The sequence below is a fragment of the Streptomyces xanthophaeus genome (genome assembly GCF_000725805.1).
In the GTDB taxonomy this organism is placed as follows: Bacteria; Actinomycetota; Actinomycetes; order Streptomycetales; family Streptomycetaceae; genus Streptomyces; species Streptomyces xanthophaeus.
This window is the reverse complement of record NZ_JOFT01000014.1, coordinates 95,012-113,793: the sequence shown is the minus strand read 5'-3', so window position 1 is coordinate 113,793 and position 18,782 is coordinate 95,012. Positions and strand designations below refer to the sequence as shown.

The window sequence follows — 18,782 nt, the reverse complement described above, 5'->3', positions numbered from 1 at the left end:
GTCGGGGGTCAAGCCCTCGACGATGGCGCAGGCCCTGACGCGGGCGATGCGCGACGCGATGGCCGAGGACCCGACGGTCCACGTCATGGGCGAGGACGTCGGGACGCTCGGCGGGGTCTTCCGGATCACGGACGGGCTCGCCAAGGAGTTCGGCGAGGAGCGCTGCACGGACACCCCCCTCGCGGAGGCGGGCATCCTGGGTGCGGCGGTCGGCATGGCCATGTACGGGCTGCGGCCGGTCGTGGAGATGCAGTTCGACGCCTTCGCGTACCCGGCGTTCGAGCAGCTCATCTCGCACGTGGCGAAGATGCGCAACCGCACCCGCGGCGCGATGCCCCTGCCGATCACGATCCGGGTGCCGTACGGCGGCGGGATCGGCGGCGTGGAGCACCACTGCGACTCCTCCGAGGCGTACTACGTGGCCACGCCCGGCCTGACGGTGGTGACCCCGGCGACCGTCGAGGACGCGTACGGGCTGCTGCGCGCCTCGATCGCCAGCGACGACCCGGTGGTCTTCCTGGAGCCGAAGCGGCTCTACTGGTCGAAGGCCGACTGGCGTCCCGAGGCGCCGACGACCGTGCCCGGCATCGGGAAGGCGCTGGTCCGGCGGGCAGGCACGAGCGCCACGCTGATCACCTACGGGCCCTCGCTGCCGGTGTGCCTGGAGGCGGCCGAGGCGGCCCGCCAGGAGGGCTGGGACCTGGAGGTCGTCGACCTGCGCTCGCTGGTCCCCTTCGACGAGGACACGGTCGTGGAGTCCGTACGCCGCACCGGGCGCGCGGTGGTGGTCCACGAGGCGGGCGGCTTCGGCGGACCGGGCGCGGAGATCGCCGCCCGCGTCACGGAGCGCTGCTTCCACCACCTGGAGGCGCCGGTGCTGCGCGTGACGGGCTTCGACATCCCCTACCCGCCGCCGATGCTGGAGAAGTACCACCTGCCGGGTGTGGACCGGATCCTGGACGCCGTGGCGCGCCTGCAGTGGGAGAACTGATGCCGCAGGTAATGGAATTCAAGCTTCCCGATCTCGGGGAGGGCCTGACCGAGGCCGAGATCGTCCGCTGGCTCGTGGCGGTGGGCGATGTCGTCGCCATCGACCAGCCGGTGGTCGAGGTCGAGACGGCCAAGGCGATGGTGGAGGTGCCGTGCCCCTACGGCGGTGTCGTCACCGCCCGGTTCGGGGAGGAGGGCACGGAACTGCCCGTCGGAGCACCGCTGATCACCGTGGCGGTGGGGGCGTCGTCGCTTCCCGCCGAGGCTCCGGCCGCCCAGGCGGCCGAGGCCGAGGGCGCCGGCAACGTACCCCGGCCCCTGATCGGTTACGGCGAGGACCACTCGCGCCCGGCGCGTCGGCGACGGGTGCGACCCGTCACCGCCGCGGTGTCGGCGCCCGCCGTCGCCGCTCCGGTGGCTCCGGTGGCTCCGGCGGTCCCCGTGGCGGCACCGGCTCCCTCCGGGCCGGTGCCGGTGATCTCGCCGCTGGTGCGCAAGCTGGCCAAGGACGGCGGGGTCGACCTGCGCGCGCTCACCGGTTCCGGCCCCGACGGGCTGATCCTGCGGGCGGACGTCGAGGCGGCGCTGGCCGCGCTGCGCGCACCCGAGCCGGCCCCGGCCGTCGCCGCCGCGGCGGCGCCGACGGCGGCCGCGCAGGGCGAGCGGATCCCGCTCAAGGGTCTGCGCGGGCTGGTCGCCGACAAGCTCTCGCGCAGCCGCCGGGAGATCCCCGACGCCACCTGCTGGGTCGACGCGGACGCCACGGAGCTGATGGCGGCCCGGGCCGCCATGAACGCCGTGGACGGACCCAAGATCTCCGTGCTCGCCCTGCTGGCGCGGATCTGCACGGCCGCCCTCGCCCGCTACCCGGAGCTCAACTCCACGGTGGACCTGGAGGCGAACGAGATCGTCCGGCTCCCGGCCGTCCACCTCGGCTTCGCCGCGCAGACCGAGCGGGGCCTGATGGTCCCGGTGGTCCGGGACGCCCAGCACCGCAGCCCCGAGTCCCTGTCGGCGGAGTTCGCCCGCCTGACCGAGCTGGCGCGGACGGGGAAGCTGACGCCCGCCGATCTGACGGGCGGCACGTTCACCCTGAACAACTACGGGGTGTTCGGGGTCGACGGGTCCACGCCGATCATCAACCACCCGGAGGCGGCCATGCTCGGCGTGGGGCGGATCGTCCCCAAGCCGTGGGTGCACGAGGGCGAGCTGGCGGTCCGCAAGGTCGTCCAGCTGTCGCTGACCTTCGACCACCGGGTGTGCGACGGCGGGACGGCGGGCGGCTTCCTGCGCTACGTGGCCGACTGCGTCGAATCCCCCGCGGTGCTGCTGCGCAGCCTGTAGCCGTACGGCGCCGGCGCCGGGCGGGCCGGGGCGCGTCCTGCGCAGAGCGGAGGCAGCCCCCGGCCCGCCCGCGTCCGCTCAGGCCGTGAGGAGCAGCTTGCCCACGTGGGCGCTGGACTCCAGCACCCGGTGGGCCTCGGCGGCCTCCGCCATCGGGAAGGTGGCGTGCACCACCGGGCGCACCCGGCCCGTCTCCACCAGCGGCCACACGTGTTCGCGCACCGCCGCGATGATGGCCGCCTTCTCGTCCAGCGGCCGCGCCCGCAGGGAGGTCGCGGTGATCGCGGCCCGCTTGGCCAGCAGGGCGCCGAGGTTCAGTTCGGCCTTGACCCCGCCCTGCAGGCCGATGACCGCGAGCCGGCCGTTCACGGCCAGGGCGTCGAGGTTCCGGGCGAGGTACTTCGCCCCCATGATGTCCAGGATCACGTCCGCGCCGGCGCCGCCCGTCGCCGCCCGCAGCTCCGCGACGAAGTCCTGCTCGCGGTAGTCGATCAGGATGTCGGCGCCCAGCTCCTTGCACCGGGCCAGCTTCTCCGGGCCGCCCGCCGTCACCGCGACGGTCGCGCCCACGGCCTTCGCCAGCTGGACCGCCATCGTCCCGATACCGCTGGATCCGCCGTGCACCAGCAGGGTTTCACCGGGCCGCAGTCCGGCCACCATGAACACGTTCGACCACACGGTGGCGACGACCTCGGGCAGCGCGGCCGCCGTGACCAGGTCCAGCCCCGCCGGGACGGGGAGCAGCTGCCCCGAGGGGACGGCCACCCGCTGCGCGTACCCGCCTCCGGCCAGCAGTGCGCACACCTCGTCGCCCACCGACCAGCCGGCCACGCCCGGGCCGATCGCGGTGATCCGGCCCGAACACTCCAGGCCGGGGTGGGGCGAGGCGCCGGGCGGCGGGTCGTAGAACCCCTGCCGCTGGAGGACGTCGGCGCGGTTCACGGCGCTCGCCGCCACCTCGACGAGGACCTCGCCCTCGCCCGCCACCGGATCGGGTGCGTCGGTCCAGACGAGGGCCTCGGGGCCGCCTGGCTGCTCGATGGTGATCGCCTTCATGGCCCGGAGGCTACGCGAAGAGGCCTCGGGGACACAGCACGCCTGCTATTCGGCGGGGCCCAGGGTGACCGGCGGCGAGTGCGGCGGAGCCGCCCGCACGATGGTGATCACACGGTCCGTCAGCTGGAGCGGGCTGGCGTGCGGGTCGTCGTACGGCAGGAGCCGGTGCCCGCGCAGCACGCTCACCACCAGGTCGCCCGTCTCCCGCACCGACTTGCCGGCCTCGGCCCGGGTGACGGGCCGTTCGATGAGGTCGAGACCGCTGCCCTGCTGGATCAGGTCCTCCATGACGGTGCCCGCGCTCGGGCTGAGGACCGACAGGCCCAGCAGGCGTCCGGCCGCGCTCGCGCTCGTGATGACCGCGTCCGCGCCCGACTGGCGCAGCAGCGGGGCGTTCTCCTCCTCGCGGACCGCGGCGACGATCTTCGCTCCGCGGTTGAGCTGGCGCGCCGTCAGGGTGACCAGCACCGCGGTGTCGTCCCGCTGCGTGGCGATGACGATCTGCCGGGCCTTCTGCAGTTCGGCCCGCAGCAGTACGTCGGAGCGGGTGGCGTCGCCGACCACCCCGGTGAACCCCTCCGCATTGGCCATGTCGATGACCTTGGCGCTGGGGTCGACGATGACGACCTGCTCCTTCTGCAGGCCGGTCGCCAGCAGCGTCTGCAGGGCCGAGCGGCCCTTGGTACCGAAGCCGACGACGACCGTGTGCTCACGCAAGTTCTTCCTCCAGCGGTTCAGCCGCCATTCTTCCCTCGTCCGTTCCGTGAGGACTTCCAGGGTGGTGCCGACCAGGATGATCAGGAACAGCACGCGCAGCGGGGTGATCAGCAGGATGTTCATCAGCCGCGCGCTGTCGCTGTACGGGACGATGTCGCCGTAGCCCGTCGTCGAGAGGGTCACCGTGGCGTAGTAGACGCAGTCGAGGAAATCGACCGAGCCGTTGGCGTTGTCGTGGTAGCCGCCGCGGTCCAGCCAGACGATCATGACCGTCAGCCACAGCACGAACAGGGCCATCAGCAGGCGTTTGCTGACCTGCGCGAGCGGCCTCTCGACGATCCGTTTGGGCAGTTTGATGCGCCGCGAGACGAGTTTCTCGTCGGCGGCGCGGGCCATTGCGTCCTGGCCGTGAAGTTTCACGTGAAACATCCCCCCGAAGCCCATGGGAGATCGAGGATCTCCAGGTCCTGACCGGACCGCGCCCCGCGCGGGGGTACGACGGCCAGCGCATCGGCGGCCGCCACCCCGCGCAGCATCGCGGGACCGTGGTAGCGCAGCGGCACCGCGTGCTCGTCGGTCAGTACGACCGGGACCAGCCGGGTGTCGTGCGGGTGGCCGGGCACGTCGCCCTGGACCGGCGCCGTGTAGCGCGGGCGGGGCCGGCGCCCGGCGAGGGCGCGCAGCAGCGGTTCGGCGAGGGTGAGCAGCCCGGAGACGGCGGCCAGGGGGTTCCCCGGCAGCCCGACCAGGTGCTTCCCGTCCGCGCGGCCGCCGATGCGGGCCAGCAGCATCGGATGTCCGGGACGCACCGCCACCCCGTCGACCAGCAGCTCGGCGCCTGCCTTGGCCAGTACGGGGTGGACGTGGTCCACGGGACCGGAGGCGGTGCCGCCGGTGGTGATGACCACGTCCGCGGCGGAGCCGGTGACGGCCTCCAGCAGGGCCTCGGCTCCCGCCGGGTCGTCGCCGAGCCGGCGGGTGGCGATGACTTCGGCGCCGATCCGGGCGAGCCAGGGGCCGAGCATGGGGCTCAGGGCGTCCCGGATCAGCCCGTCGTGCGGGCGGCCCTCGGTGAGCAGTTCGTCGCCGAGCACGACGATCTCCACGCGGGGGCGGGGCCGGGTGCTCAGTTCGTCGTACCCGGCGGCCGCGGCGAGGCCGAGGACGGCGGGGGTGACCAGGGAGCCGGCGGGCAGCAGGGAATCGCCGGAGCGGCATTCCTGGCCGCGCGGGCGGATGTCCTGACCGGTCTGGACGGGCCGGTCGGCGAAGAGCTGGGCCCCGCCCTCGTGGCAGTGCTCGCTGCGGATCACGGCGGTGGTGTCGGCGGGGATCCGGGCGCCGGTGGCGATCCGTACGGCCTCGCCGTCCGCGAGCGGGTCGGGGGCGCCGTAGCCGGCGAGGACTCCCTCGCCGCCGCGGACGCTCCAGGGGCCCGGGCCGGCGACCGCCCAGCCGTCCATGGCGGAGGTGTCGAAGGAGGGCAGGTCGGTGAGCGCCTCCAGGGGGGCGTCCAGGACCTCTCCGAGGGCGTCCGCGAGCGGGACCCGGTGGCTACGGGCCTTCACCCCGGCCCCGGCCTGTGCGGCGCTCTCGCGGGCCCGTGGCCAGGGCGCGGCGCGGTGGCCGCCCGGGCCGCCGCCGCCCGCGGGGGCCCGGCTGACCAGGGCCAGGGCCTGGTCCAGGGCGTGGTCGGCGTCGGTGGGGGTCATCCGGAGCCGTTCTGTCGGGCGTCGGCCTCCGCCTCGGCGGCCCAGCGCAGCGCCAGGTCGGCGGCCTTGCGGGAGGCCTCGGCGACGGCTTCGGCGGGGTCGGCGCCGGCGGCTTCGGCCCGGGCCGCCGCGTAGCCGACCAGGAAGGTGGTCAGGGGGGCGGCGGGCCGGGCGACGCCGTGGGCGGCGTCACGGGCGAGGTCGAGCAGGGTCTTGGTGTCGACGGGGAGGTCGATGTCCAGCTCGGCCTTGACGGCGGTGATCCATTGGTCCAGCACGGTTCCATGCTCCCTGATCCGGGCGCGGGCGGTGGCAAGGTCGTCCCAGGTGTCGCAGTCGAACGAGGCGAGTGGCGCAGTGCCGGCCACCCGGGACAGGGCGAGCTCGGCGGTGAGGGCCCGCAGGGGGAGTCCGCCGAGGCTGCCGTGCTCGGTGGCGAGGAGGGCGATCTCCCGGCGCAGCGGCTCGGCCCGGTAGGCGGCGACCAGGGGCTGGTCCCGCCCGCCGGGGTCCCGCAACAGGGCGCCGTCGCCGTCTTCGGCTCCGTCCAGCAGGGCCCGTACGGTGTCCCGGTCCAGGAAGGGCAGGTCCGCGGAGAGGACCAGGACCAGCTCGGCCGTGGTCCGGCGCAGCCCGGCGTCCAGCGCGGCGAGGGGGCCCGTGCCGGGCGGGTCCTCGCGGGCCCACTGCACCGGGCGGGCGGTGGGCCGCCGGCCGCCGACCACGACGGTCGTGCGGGCGTCCGCGCAGGCGTCGAGGACCCGGTCGAGAAGGGCCCGGCCGCCGACCCGCAGGGCGGGTTTGTCCGCCCCGTCGAGGCGGCGCGCGGCGCCGCCCGCCAGCACGATGGCGTCGTAGCTCATGCCCCAGAGTATGGCGGGGTCATGACCGTTGCGGGGAGCCGCGTCCGTCCCGGGCCCCGCCCGCAGGCGGAGTGCGGGCCCGCTGCACGGAGTGCGGGCCCGGAGACCGGGCCCGCGGGCATCGCCGTCCGCCGGAGGCTAGAGGTAGGGGCCCGAGCGGATCGCCCCGTGCCCGCCGTCCTCGTCCTCGTGGGAAGCGCCGGGCGGGAGCGCGCGGCGCATCTGTTCCAACTGGGCCCGCGCCGCCATCTGCTGCGCGAACAGGGCCGTCTGGATGCCGTGGAAGAGGCCTTCCAGCCAGCCCACCAACTGCGCCTGGGCGATGCGCAGTTCCGCCTCGGAGGGGATGGCCTCCTCGGTGAACGGGAGGGACAGGCGCTCCAGTTCCTCCACGAGCTCGGGGGCGAGGCCGTCCTCCAGCTCCTTCACCGACGCGGCGTGGATGTCCTTGAGCCGGACCCGGCTCGCCTCGTCGAGAGGCGCGGCACGTACCTCTTCCAGGAGTTGCTTGATCATGCTGCCGATCCGCATGACCTTGGCAGGCTGTTCGACCATCTCCGTCACCGGGACCTCGCGCGACTCGTCATCGGCGCCGCCGACCGCCGTCCCGTCCTGTCCCACGATCAGGACGTTCGGGGGGCTGTCCTGCGACCGTTCACTCCTCGGCATCTCCATGCCGCCATTGTCTCGCACACCTTCGTACTCACACGGTGTGCCCCCGCACAGGCGTGATCCACCCTGTACGGGGGCACCAGCATGGGCCCGTCCGGACGAGGCCGGCTAACCGGCCGCCCGCCGCGCCAGCGCCCCGCTGGACCGGGTGACCAGGGCGGCCAGCAGCGCCGCACCCAGGGGCACGGCGACCAGCAGTCCGGCGAGGGTCGCCCACGGCACCGCGATCGGCACGTAGACCACGGTGTCCGCGGACTCGTACCCCATCTGGATGCCGCGTTCGAGGAACCGCTTCGTCTCGCGGACCTCGGCGAGCCGGAGTCCGACCGCGGGCAGGATGCCCGCCGCCGAGCCCAGGACCACGCCCATCAGGGCGATCACCCCGCACTGGAAACCGCTCAGCGTGCGCCGGACCCGCGGCGGCGCGCCGACCGCGGCCAGCGTCTTCAGGTCGGCCTCGGCGTCGGCCTGGGCGAGGCCGGTGGCGATGCCCGCCGCACCGATGGTGACCAGCCCCGCGAAGAGGGTCAGGGCCAGCATCTCGATGCTGTTGTCGCCCTGGTAGCCCTCCTCGATCCGGATGGCCGCGTCCACGCCCATCCGGTCGAGGGCGCCGTCCAGTTGCTGGCGCTGCTTGCTCGACGCAGACCCGTCGAGCACGAAGTACGAACCGATCCCGGCCGTCGTCAGCCCGGCGGACTTGGCGGCCGTGGGCGGCAGGATCAGTTCGACGCCCCAGCCCTCGACGCCCTCGGGCACCTGGTGGACGGGCAGCACCTTGTCCTCGCCGGGTGCCTCCTCACCCTTGTTCCGTGCGGAGTCGGCCGCGTCGACGTCCGTGATGATCCGGATGGTGACCTTGTCGTCCTTCACGTTCTGCCGGACGAAGGAGACGGCCTTGCCCGCCTTCAGCGAGGAGACGGCGCCCGGGTCGGTGACGGCCAGCGCGGTCAGCAGCTTCTCGTCGGAGACGACCACGGCGTTCTCCGAGAAGCGCCGGCTGTTCTCGCACCGCCAGTCGTTGCGCAGCTTCTTGGCCTCCTCGGGCGTGAAGTCGGAGGTTCCGCCCGGCGAATCGTGGAGCGGGCAGCGCTGCTCCTTGGGCGTGATGAGCTCGGCGCGCCCGCAGCCCGCATCGGAGGAGTACGGCTCGCAGCCCGCCTTGCCGACCACGAGCCGGTCCACGTCGGCGCGCACCGACGGCGAGAACTCCTTCGACAGGGCCTCGCGTACGGCAGGCACCTCCTTGTAGGCGCTGTTGTCGTCGACCGACACCATCCCGTGCAGGCTCGGCAGGGCGGCGACGTACTCGTGCCGGGCCTGGACCTCCTTGCTGTTCTGGTACGTCGCGACGGCCACGGTGCCCGCGACGGCGGCGAGGACGGCGGCCACGGCGGGTGCCGTACGCCCCCGGTTGCGCACGGCGTCGCGCAGCGCGAGCCGCGGCGACAGCGGCATCCAGCGCCCGATCCGCCCGAACAGGCCGACCAGGGCCGGAGTGAGGGCGACGACGCCGAGTTCGGCGATGGCGCTGCCGCCCGCGACGACCAGGCTGGCCGTCTCGGACACGGTCCCGTACAGGGCGAGGGCGACGCCGGCGGCGACGGCGGACAGGCCGATGAGGGGCAGCACCCGGTTGGCGCGGCGTACACCGCGGCGGCCGGTGAGCGAGGCCAGTACGGTCTGCCGCGAAGCGGTGACGGCGGGGGCGATGGCGGCCAGCAGCCCGGTCACGACGGCGAGCAGGGCGATGGCCGCCAGTTCCAGCGGCCGGATCTCGAACCCGCCCCAGCGCAGCCCGAGGAACTCCTCCAGCAGCGGCCGCACGGCGAGCGTGAGCGCGATGCCGATGACGGTGCCGACCACGGCGGCCGCGGCGCCGATGACCAGGCCCCCGGAGAGCACGATGGCCCGGATGTGCCGCCGGTCACCGCCGTTGGCGCCGACGAGTCCGAGCTGGCGGCGCGAACGACGGGCACCGACCGCGAAGGCGGGTCCGGCGAGCAGGCAGATCTCCAGCATGGCGAGACCGACCACGGTGGCGAGGATCGCCATCTCGACGGCCTGGCCCGCCTGCGGGCCGAACTGCCCCTTCTCCTGTGCGAACAGCGGCACCTCGGAGTCGGCGGGCTTGTTCAGGGCGACCGCCCGGGAGATGACCAGGACGCCCTTGGCGTTGGCCTCCTTGACCATGTTCCACGTGAAACCATCGCCGCCGACCTGCACGAGGTACTTGTCCTCGGCCCCCACACCGGGTGCGTCGGCGGCGCGCAGGGCCTTGTCGAGCGGCGCGAGCAGGGTCCCGGGCGGGGCGATGACCTGTACTTCCTTCAACGCGTTCGGCAGCTCGTAGGCGCCCACGATCAGGTACGAGGTGTCCGCGCCCCGCGGGGTGACCTGGGATCCGACGTAGAAGCCGGAGTCCTTCAGGAAGGCCTCGGTGGCGATGACCTCCCCCGCCGCCTCGGGCAGCCGGCCCCGCTGGAGCGTGAACCGGCCCTTCACCAGCGGGCTGTGCGTGTCGATCTCGCGCAGGGAGGCCTGGAGCAGCCCGTGCTTGGTGCGCACCTTGGCCTGGCCGGTGCTGTCCTTCAGCGTCTGCACGCCCGCCGGCACTGCCTGGGAGAGGCCCGGCGCGGTCTCCTCCTTGGCGGGCCTCTCGTAGTTCTCGTAGCCGCCGACCGGAGCCCAGTTGCTGCCGTCGGGGCTCTGGTAGATCGGGCTGTTCAGCTGGGACAGGCTGAGTTCGGCGTCGGCGGCGCCGAGGCGGCGCTCCATGTCCTCTCCGACGGAGAGCTCGGCGCTGCGCATGGTGAGGTCGGCGGCGCTCACCCCGACGATCGGCAGGGCGATCATGGCGAGGACGAGGATGCTGCGGCCCTTGGCGCGCCAGGCATCGCGGCGGGCGATGCGGATGGCCGCGATCCAGGAGTGGTACCAGGAGATCACTGACCGGCCGCCTGCCCCGAGAGCAGGGAGTCGGCCTGGCTGCGCAGGGTCTCGTCGACCACGCTGCCGTCGCGCAGGAAGACCACGCGGTCGGCCCAGGCGGCGAACCGCGGTTCGTGCGTGACGAGGACCCCGGCCGCGCCGGCGTCGCAGCGGGAGCGCAGCAGGGCGAGGACGGATTCGCCGGTCTCCGAGTCCAGGGCGCCGGTGGGCTCGTCGGCGAGGACCAGGCGGCGGTCGCCGACGAGGGCGCGGGCGATGGCCACGCGCTGCTGCTGGCCGCCGGACATCTCGTCGGGGAAGCGGTCGGCGAGCTGCCCCAGGTTCATCTCCGTGAGCGCGGCGAGCGCGGCCGCGCGGGCCTTGCGGGCGGAGGTGCCGTCGAGTTCCAGCGGCAGGGCCACGTTCTCGGCCGCGGTGAGCGCGGGTATCAGGTTGTAGTCCTGGAAGACGTACCCGATGCTGCGGCGGCGCAGCGCGGCCAGTGCCTTGCGGCCGGCCGTGGTGATGTCGGTGCCCTCGACGACGACCCGGCCGCTGGTGGGGGTGTCGAGCCCGCCGGCGAGGGTGAGGAGCGTGGACTTCCCGGAGCCGGAGGGGCCCATGACGGCGACGAGTTCGCCGGGGAAGACGGAGAGGTTGATGCCGCGCAGGGCGTTCACCTCGGTGGCACCGCTGCCGTGGGTGCGTACGAGCTGGTCGAGCTGGAGCACGGGTTGCTGAGCATGGCGCTGGTCGGGCATGAGGGTTCCCCCTGAAAGGTGGTTCAGCCCCGCCGCGTGCGGGCGGTACGGGGTCCGGTGGTGGTCGGGGCCGGGGCCGGGGCCGTGGTCACGGCGTCGGCGGCGGCGGCCCGGGGAGGTCCGGGTTCGGCGGCGCTCCGGTCGGCCGGCATGGAGAGCCGTACGAGACGGGCCTCGCAGTGGTCGAGCCAGCGGGCCTCGGCCTCGGTCTGGAAGATGAGCTGTTCCAGGACCAGCAGCCAGGCCACGTCGTCGCGTTCGCGGGTCTGCTCGTCCTCGATCGCGGCGAGGGCCTGGGCCTTGAGCCGGGTGTAGTCCTGCATCGCCTTGATCGTGGCGTGGCGCTGGGACTGGATGACGGCGCGGATGTCCACGCCGGGGGCGCCGACGGCCATGGCGAGCTTGATGGACAGCTCGTCACGAGGCGGGCTGGTGCGGTCGACCGGGCGCTCGTACCACTCGCGCAGTTCGCCGCGGCCCTGGTCGGTGATGGCGTAGAGGGTGTGGCCGGCGGGGTCCTCGCCGCCGGGGGCGACGAGCCCGTCGCGCTCCAGGCGGGCGAGGGTGGTGTACACCTGCCCGACGTTGAGGGGCCAGGTGGAGCCGGTGCGGGATTCGAATTCGGTGCGCAGCTGGGAGCCGTACCGAGGACCCCGTTCCAGCAGGGCGAGAAGGCCGTGGCGGATCGACATACTCAGTATGTATACCGAGTATGCCCTGGCTGGCAACCGCCCCGAGACGTACGTCGTGCGGGGGAGGCGCCTTTTTGGGTCCGGCTGGAGGGGGAGGTCAGATGCCCTTGCGCAGTCGCATGCCGAGGTAGCCGAGCCCGACTCCCATCAGGGCGAAGCCGGTGCCGAGGGGCAGGATGTGCGCGGCAAGGTCGGCGGCCCGTTCGTTCGGCCGGGTGCCGAGGGCGTTCACCGTGTGCGGCGTGCTGGTGCCCGTACCGGTGCCGGTGTCCGTGCCCGTGCTCGCATCGGGGTCCGGGTCCGCCGTCCTGCCCGTCCCCGTGCCCGTGGGTGCGGGCGTCGGTGCGCCGGAGGCGGCGGGCGGGGGGGTGTGCCCCGGGAAGCGGGGCGGGGTGACGGGCTCGGTCCGCGGCCGTGGCCGCTGCGGGCGGCGGGCGGCCGCCAGGGCCTCCGGGTTCGCTGCTGCGGCCACGGGCCGCCCGGGCCGGTCCCGTCCGGCTCCGGCGGCGCTGCCGGCCAGGTCCGGGTACCCGTCGCCCTCGTCCCCGCCCTCGTCCTCCTGCTCGTGGGCGGCGGGCCAGGCGGGGGCGGAGCGTGCGGCGGGCCGGGCGGCCGGGAAGGCGGACGTCGCGGACACGGAGGCTGCGGCGGACACGGCGGGCGTGAGCGCCGCGGCGGCCAGTACGGCACAGGCCAGCCAGCGCTGCGGGCGGAAGCCTTGGATCACGGGGAGCCCTTCCCGTTCCGAGCAGCCGGGTGTTCGCGAGGGAGACGGCGGTACGTGCTCAGATTTACATAAGGGTGTAAACGCGGCATCCCGGGCACTCCATGAGAGTGCCCGGGATGCCGGTCTGGCCCAGTCGGGGGCTCCCGCCGCAGCGGAGGGGGCTCAGCCCGGGTTGCCGGTGGACACGGTCAGCGTGTACTCCGTGCCCTCCTTCTCGATCTTGTCGTTGGGCGCGGGCTGCTGCTCCAGGACCGTGTCCTGGCCGTACACGGCCTCGTCCTTCTCCACGATCTTGTACTTGCCGCCGGAGGCCTGGATGCAGGCCTTCACGGAGAGCAGGTTCTTGTACCGCAGGTCGGGGGCCTGGTACTTGGTCGCGTCGTTGTAGTGCTTCGTCGGTTCCTTGCACTTGGCCGGGTCGATCGTGCGCGAGGTGTCCGGGCCCTTGTGGCCGGCCTGGGGCGGTGCGGAGGACGAGGGCGTGCCGGAGGCCGACGGGGTCGACGGCTCGTCCTTGTCCTTGCCGCTCAGCGAGATCGCGGCGACCAGCCCGCCGATGGCCAGCAGCGCCACCGCGATCGCGCCCACGACCACAGGGGTGTTGCGCCGCGCGCCCGCGCCCGAGGCGGACGAGCCGTGCGCGACCGGGGAGATCGTGTACGGCGGCGGGGTCTGCGCCCCGTACTGCTGCTGCGGCGGGTAGGCGTAGCCGCCGCCCTGGCCGTGGTTCTGCGGCGGCGGCGTCGGGGCCGGTGCGTACGGGGACGGCGCCGGGGTGTGCGGGGGCTGGTACGGCTGCTGTACGGACTGCGGCGGCGGCGACTGGAAGCCCGAGTCCACCGGCGGGAACACGGCCGAGGACACCCCCGCGCCGCTGCTCACCGGCCCGATGCCCTGGACGATGACCGGCGCCCCGGTCTGCCCGGCCGACATGATCCGCGCGACCTCGTCGCGCATGGCCGCGGCGGTGGGGAAGCGCTCGTTCGGGTTCTTCCGCAGGGCCCGCGCCACCAGCGCGTCCATCGCGGGGGTCACCGAGCGGTTGACGGAGGACGGCGCGACCGGCTCCTCCTGGACGTGCGCGTAGGCGATGGCCAGCGGGGAGTCGGCGTCGAAGGGGATCCGGCCCGTCAGCAGCTGGAAGAGCATGATGCCGACCGAGTACAGGTCGGAGCGGGCATCGACGCCGCGCCCCAGGGCCTGCTCGGGCGAGAGGTACTGGGGGGTGCCGACGACCATGCCGGTCTGGGTCATCGAGGTGACCCCGGACTGCATGGCGCGGGCGATGCCGAAGTCCATCACCTTGACCACGCCGCGCTTGGTCATCATGACGTTGCCGGGCTTGATGTCGCGGTGGACGAGGCCCATCTCATGGCTGGTGTCGAGGGCGGCCAGCACGTCGGCCGTCACCTTCAGCGCCTTGTCCGCCGGCATGGCCCCGTACTGCGCGATGTCGGCCTGGAGCACGGAGCCGAGCGGCTGGCCCTCCACGTACTCCATCACGATGTACGGCATGACCGAGCCGTCGAACTCGTCCTCGCCGGTGTCGAAGACCGAGACGATGTTGGTGTGCGACAGTTTGGCTACAGCCTGGGCCTCGCGGCGGAACCGCTCGCGGAACGACTGCTCGCGGCCGAGCTCGGTGTGCAGGGTTTTGATCGCCACCTGCCGGTCGAGCGCGGTGTCGTACGCGAGGTACACGGCGGCCATGCCGCCCTCACCGAGCAAATCCCGTAGCTGGTAACGGCCGCGGGCCAGGGAACCGCCTGCGTACCGGCCCTGAGTGCCGTCCTGGCTCATGACTCTTGCTTCCCCTCGCCATGCGTATGTCGGGGCCAGTCTGCCGGAGGGCAAGCACACGTCAAGCCAGGTGCCCGTTCCGTGACCACGGGTCCACCGGGCGTCAGCTCCGAACGGCGAGCGGTTCCGAGGCTGTAGCGTTCGTCGGAGCACCACGAAGAGGTCTACCGCTGAGCGGCGGCCGAGAGAGACGACGGCGAGGACTGATGGCACCCGAACCCGAGGCAGGCGGCGCCGGGATGGCCGAGGACCCCTCGCACTGGGGAGCGGGCGGCCTGGTGGGCGACGGCCGTTACCGGCTGACCCACCGACTGGGCCGCGGCGGCATGGCCGAGGTGTTCGCGGCCGAGGACGTACGCCTGGGCCGCACTGTCGCCGTGAAGCTGCTGCGCGCCGACCTCGCCGAGGATCCGGTCTCCAAGGCCCGCTTCACGCGCGAGGCACAGTCCGTCGCCGGGCTGAACCACCACGCCGTCGTCGCCGTGTACGACTCGGGCGAGGACCGGGTCGGCCCCAACACCGTTCCGTACATCGTGATGGAGCTGGTCGAGGGCCGCACCATCCGCGAACTGCTGCTCAGCGCCGAGGCTCCAGGCCCCGAGCAGGCCTTGATCATCGTCTCCGGCGTGCTGGAAGCACTCGCCTACTCGCACCAGCACGGCATCGTGCACCGTGACATCAAGCCCGCGAACGTCATCATCACCGAGGCCGGCGCGGTCAAGGTGATGGACTTCGGCATCGCCCGCGCCCTGCACGGCGTTCAGTCGACGATGACTCAGACCGGCATGGTCATGGGAACCCCCCAGTACCTGTCGCCCGAACAGGCCCTCGGCAAGGCCGTGGACCACCGCTCGGACCTGTACGCGACCGGCTGCCTGCTGTACGAACTGCTCGCGCTGCGGCCCCCGTTCACCGGTGAGACCCCGCTGTCGGTGGTCTACCAGCACGTCCAGGACGCGCCGGTCCCGCCCTCGCAGCTGCCTGAGGGCCAGCACATCCCGAAGGAGCTCGACGGCCTCGTCATGCGCTCCCTCGCCAAGGACCCGGACGACCGGTTCCAGAGCGCCGAGGAGATGCGCGGGCTGGTCCAGTACGCGCTCCAGATGCTGCACGACCAGGGTCCGAACACGGGCACCTGGAACACCGGCCCGGTCACCATGGCGCTGCCGCACGGACGCGGTCCGGCCGCGACCACGGCCATGCCCGCGGGCGGCTCCGGCGGGCAGCAGCAGTACCCCGCGCACGCCACGACCTCGCAGTTCCAGCAGCCGATGGTGCCGCCGCTGAACCCGGACGACGGCTCGGCCTTCCCGGGCGGCGGCGGTCACGGAAGCCCGGGCGGCAACGGCCACGGCGGCTACGACGGCTACGACGACCGCGGAGGCGGCAGCCGCTGGAAGATGTGGCTGTTCGCGGTACTGGCGGTCGTCGCGATCGCGGCCGGTGCGGCCTACGCGATCAGCAATTGGGGCGGTGACAAGGACAAGGGTCCCTCCGACACCCCCAAGACCAGCCAGAGCGCCCCCAGCACGCAGCCGAGCACCGAGGGCACCCCAGAGACCACGCCGCCTCCCCGGACGCAGGACAACAGCCCCCAGCCGTCCGACGACACCCCGGCCACGGCGAACACCCGTACCCGGACGGCGAGCCCCACGCCGTCGGCCACGCCGTCGGCCACCCTGTCCACGTCGCCGACGCCGACGGCGTCCTCGACGCCGACCGGGACGAAGACGACGCCGCCGCCGTCGCCGTATGTGCGTTCTTATGGGTGAAAAGGCTGCTCAGAGCGCGTGCTGGTACTGCCGCTCCGGATTCCCGGCGAGGGAGTGCACGGTGACGAACTGGGGTTCGATCCGCATGTACACGGGATCGAAGACCTCTCCGCCCACGAAATGCGGGCCCGGACCGAAGAGCTCCAGTTCGGCGGTGGTCGGTTCGACGATCCCGGCGGTTCCGGTGAACTGGACCGACCACAGCTGCGGCTCGCCGGAATTGAAGTTGTCGGCCCCATAGGCCACCACGCTGCCGTTGCAGGCCTGGTGGTAGCCGAATCCGGAGTGCATTCTCAGCACGACCTTGCCGTCCACCACGATGTGGCGGGCGAGGGCGAGGAAGGGCAGCGCGCGCATGCTCGTGGCCACCCGGCCGTACGGCACCCGGCGGAGCAGTTCGATGGCGTGGAGTTCCTCTGGGGACATGTCACCCACTGTCCGGTACCGACACGGCGCCGGGAAAGAGGAGCCCGCCCCGATGATCGGGGACGTTGGTCCCGAATGAAACGGCCCGCCACCGGTCCGGCCCGCACGGGGCACGGGCCGCTCCGCTGCCGCTAGCGCTTCTCCGCCTGGATGCGGGCCACGTAGGCGGCGGCCTGGGAGCGGCGCTCCATGCCCAGCTTGGACAGCAGGCTGGAGACGTAGTTCTTGATCGTCTTCTCCGCCAGGTGCAGCCGCTCGCCGATGACGCGGTTCGTCAGGCCCTCGCCGATCAGGTCGAGGATCTTGCGTTCCTGGTCGGTGAGGTTGGACAGCCGGTCGTCGCCCTTGCCGTTCTTGCCGTCCCGCAGCCGCTCCAGCACCCGGGCGGTGGCCACGGGGTCCAGCAGCGACTTGCCGGCCGCCACGTCACGTACGGCGCTGAGCAGCTCGTTCCCGCGGATCGCCTTGAGGACGTAGCCGGAGGCGCCCGCCATGATCGCGTCGAACAGCGCCTCGTCGTCGGCGAACGAGGTCAGCATCAGGCACTTGATGTCCTCGTTCTGGGAGCGCACCTCGCGGCAGACCTCCACGCCGCTGCCGTCCGGCAGGCGGACGTCGAGGACCGCCACGTCGGGGCGGGTGGCCGGGATGCGGACCAGGGCGTCGGCGGCCGTACCGGCCTCGCCGACGATCTCGATGTCCTCTTCGACCGACAAGAGCTCGTGGACGCCCCGACGTACCACTTCGTGGTCGTCCAGGAGGAATACCTTGATTTTTCCGTCTTCGCGCACGAAGTCAGTTTCACACACTCACCTCTTCCCTGCCGGAGTTACCCGGGATAACGTGCCGGTGTTCCGGCCCCCTGCAAGGCTGTGACCAGTGGTTGTTCCCGCCTGCCCGAATTTACTTGGAAATCCAAGCAAACGCGCAGGTCAACTGGGGTTTCGCAGTTATGCGGCGCACTGGGTAACGTGCATTGCGCAGGGCACTCGCCGGGGCACCTGTCACGCCTGGATCCCGTACACAGCGCGCACCCACCCCGTGCGCGGGTACAGAGTCAGGTGAGCCGCACTGGACCCCGGAGAACCCGGGTGCCGGACCGACGGAGGAGCACACGTGACCGTGGAGAGCACTGCCGCGCGCAAGCCGCGACGCAGCAGCGGCACCAAGCGGGCGGCGGGCGCGACCAGCGCCCGCAAGTCCGCCGCTGCCACCGCGCAGACGCAGGACGCCGTACCTCAGCTCGTACAGCTGCTGACGCCCGAAGGGGACCGGGTAGAGAGCGCGGAGAACGCGGAATTCGCCCCCTTCGTCGCCGACATCACCACCGAGGACCTGCGCGGTCTGTACCGCGACATGGTCCTGACCCGCCGTTTCGACGGTGAGGCGACCGCCCTCCAGCGCCAGGGCGAGCTGGGCCTGTGGGCCTCGCTGCTCGGCCAGGAGGCCGCCCAGATCGGCTCCGGCCGGGCCCTGAACGACGACGACTACGTCTTCCCGACCTACCGCGAACACGGTGTGGCCTGGTGTCGCGGAGTCGACCCGACCAACCTGCTCGGCATGTTCCGCGGCGTGAACCACGGCGGCTGGGACCCGACCACCAACAACTTCCACCTGTACACGATCGTCATCGGCTCGCAGACGCTGCACGCGACCGGTTACGCGATGGGTGTGGCCAAGGACGGCGCGGACAGCGCGGTCATCGCCTACTTCGGCGACGGCGCGTCCAGCCAGGGCGACGTCGCCGAGGCGTTCACCTTCTCGGCGGTCTACAACTCCCCCGTGGTGTTCTTCTGCCAGAACAACCAGTGGGCGATCTCCGAGCCCACCGAGCGCCAGATGCGCGTGCCGCTCTACCAGCGCGCGCAGGGCTTCGGCTTCCCGGGCGTCCGCGTCGACGGCAACGACGTCCTGGCCTGTCTGGCCGTGACCCGCTGGGCCCTGGACCGCGCCCGCCGCGGCGAGGGCCCGACGCTGGTCGAGGCGTTCACGTACCGCATGGGCGCGCACACCACCTCCGACGACCCGACGAAGTACCGGCGGGACGAGGAGACGGCAGCCTGGGAGGCGAAGGACCCGATCCTGCGCCTGAAGACCCACCTGCTGGCCACCGGAGGCGCCGACGAGGCGTTCTTCGCGGAGCTGGAGGTGGAGAGCGAGGCGCTGGGCAAGCGGGTCCGCGAGGTCGTGCGCGCCATGCCCGACCCCGACACCATGGCGATCTTCGAGAACGTCTACGCGGACGGGCACGCGCTCGTCGACGAGGAGCGCGCCCAGTTCGCCGCCTACCTCGCGTCCTTCGAAGGCGGGGAGTGACCG

At 72.8% G+C, this 18,782-nt stretch carries 16 protein-coding genes; 4 read left to right on the top strand and 12 right to left on the bottom strand.

Annotated features, from left to right (window positions below; all coding sequences use genetic code 11):
* Positions 1 to 22 precede the first annotated feature (22 nt).
* Positions 23 to 991 carry an alpha-ketoacid dehydrogenase subunit beta gene (locus IO30_RS0109370; protein ID WP_107065116.1) on the top strand — a complete coding sequence of 323 codons (969 nt, stop codon included), beginning with the start codon at positions 23 to 25 and terminating at the stop codon, positions 989 to 991.
* Entirely contained in the window at positions 991 to 2,334 is a 1,344-nt protein-coding gene (locus IO30_RS0109365; RefSeq protein ID WP_031141199.1) for a dihydrolipoamide acetyltransferase family protein, read from the top strand. Before IO30_RS0109370 ends, IO30_RS0109365 begins: the two co-directional genes overlap by 1 nt.
* Positions 2,335 to 2,412: 78 nt before the next feature.
* Here IO30_RS0109365 and IO30_RS0109360 read toward each other — a convergent pair whose 3' ends face one another.
* From IO30_RS0109360 to IO30_RS0109315, 10 genes are all read right to left on the bottom strand, one after another.
* Entirely contained in the window at positions 2,413 to 3,390 is a 978-nt protein-coding gene (locus IO30_RS0109360) for an NAD(P)H-quinone oxidoreductase (protein ID WP_031141197.1), read from the bottom strand.
* 45 nt (positions 3,391 to 3,435) lie between these two features.
* Positions 3,436 to 4,536, bottom strand: coding sequence for a potassium channel family protein (locus IO30_RS0109355; RefSeq protein ID WP_199921046.1), 1,101 nt, complete (start codon positions 4,534 to 4,536; stop codon positions 3,436 to 3,438).
* Positions 4,524 to 5,819: a molybdopterin molybdotransferase MoeA gene (locus IO30_RS0109350; protein ID WP_078904046.1), complete on the bottom strand. Its 1,296-nt coding sequence runs from the start codon at positions 5,817 to 5,819 to the stop codon at positions 4,524 to 4,526. Before IO30_RS0109350 ends, IO30_RS0109355 begins: the two co-directional genes overlap by 13 nt.
* Positions 5,816 to 6,682, bottom strand: coding sequence for an NTP transferase domain-containing protein (locus tag IO30_RS0109345; protein WP_031141190.1), 867 nt, complete (start codon positions 6,680 to 6,682; stop codon positions 5,816 to 5,818). Before IO30_RS0109345 ends, IO30_RS0109350 begins: the two co-directional genes overlap by 4 nt.
* A 138-nt stretch (positions 6,683 to 6,820) precedes the next feature.
* Complete coding sequence (locus IO30_RS0109340; protein WP_031141188.1) at positions 6,821 to 7,357, bottom strand: bacterial proteasome activator family protein; 537 nt, start codon at positions 7,355 to 7,357, stop codon at positions 6,821 to 6,823.
* Positions 7,358 to 7,462: 105 nt separating this feature from the next.
* Complete coding sequence (locus IO30_RS0109335) at positions 7,463 to 10,303, bottom strand: ABC transporter permease (protein WP_031141186.1); 2,841 nt, start codon at positions 10,301 to 10,303, stop codon at positions 7,463 to 7,465.
* On the bottom strand, positions 10,300 to 11,046 hold the full coding sequence (locus IO30_RS0109330) for an ABC transporter ATP-binding protein (protein WP_031141184.1): 747 nt from the start codon (positions 11,044 to 11,046) through the stop codon (positions 10,300 to 10,302). Before IO30_RS0109330 ends, IO30_RS0109335 begins: the two co-directional genes overlap by 4 nt.
* A gap of 23 nt (positions 11,047 to 11,069) precedes the next feature.
* Positions 11,070 to 11,738, bottom strand: a complete 669-nt coding sequence (locus tag IO30_RS0109325; RefSeq protein WP_037893557.1) for a PadR family transcriptional regulator — start codon at positions 11,736 to 11,738, stop codon at positions 11,070 to 11,072.
* 97 nt (positions 11,739 to 11,835) lie between these two features.
* On the bottom strand, positions 11,836 to 12,465 hold the full coding sequence (locus IO30_RS0109320; protein WP_031141180.1) for a hypothetical protein: 630 nt from the start codon (positions 12,463 to 12,465) through the stop codon (positions 11,836 to 11,838).
* A gap of 162 nt (positions 12,466 to 12,627) precedes the next feature.
* Positions 12,628 to 14,265, bottom strand: a complete 1,638-nt coding sequence (locus IO30_RS0109315; RefSeq protein WP_031141177.1) for a protein kinase domain-containing protein — start codon at positions 14,263 to 14,265, stop codon at positions 12,628 to 12,630.
* Positions 14,266 to 14,471: 206 nt separating this feature from the next.
* On the opposite strand from IO30_RS0109315, the gene IO30_RS0109310 reads away from it, so the two are divergent.
* Positions 14,472 to 16,037 carry a protein kinase domain-containing protein gene (locus IO30_RS0109310; protein WP_051859359.1) on the top strand — a complete coding sequence of 522 codons (1,566 nt, stop codon included), beginning with the start codon at positions 14,472 to 14,474 and terminating at the stop codon, positions 16,035 to 16,037.
* 9 nt (positions 16,038 to 16,046) lie between these two features.
* Here IO30_RS0109310 and IO30_RS0109305 read toward each other — a convergent pair whose 3' ends face one another.
* Entirely contained in the window at positions 16,047 to 16,463 is a 417-nt protein-coding gene (locus tag IO30_RS0109305; protein ID WP_031141173.1) for a pyridoxamine 5'-phosphate oxidase family protein, read from the bottom strand.
* A gap of 131 nt (positions 16,464 to 16,594) precedes the next feature.
* Positions 16,595 to 17,254: a response regulator gene (locus IO30_RS0109300; RefSeq protein WP_031141171.1), complete on the bottom strand. Its 660-nt coding sequence runs from the start codon at positions 17,252 to 17,254 to the stop codon at positions 16,595 to 16,597.
* Between the two features lie 325 nt (positions 17,255 to 17,579).
* On the opposite strand from IO30_RS0109300, the gene pdhA reads away from it, so the two are divergent.
* Positions 17,580 to 18,779, top strand: coding sequence for a pyruvate dehydrogenase (acetyl-transferring) E1 component subunit alpha (gene pdhA, locus IO30_RS0109295; RefSeq protein ID WP_031141169.1), 1,200 nt, complete (start codon positions 17,580 to 17,582; stop codon positions 18,777 to 18,779).
* Positions 18,780 to 18,782: the final 3 nt, after the last annotated feature.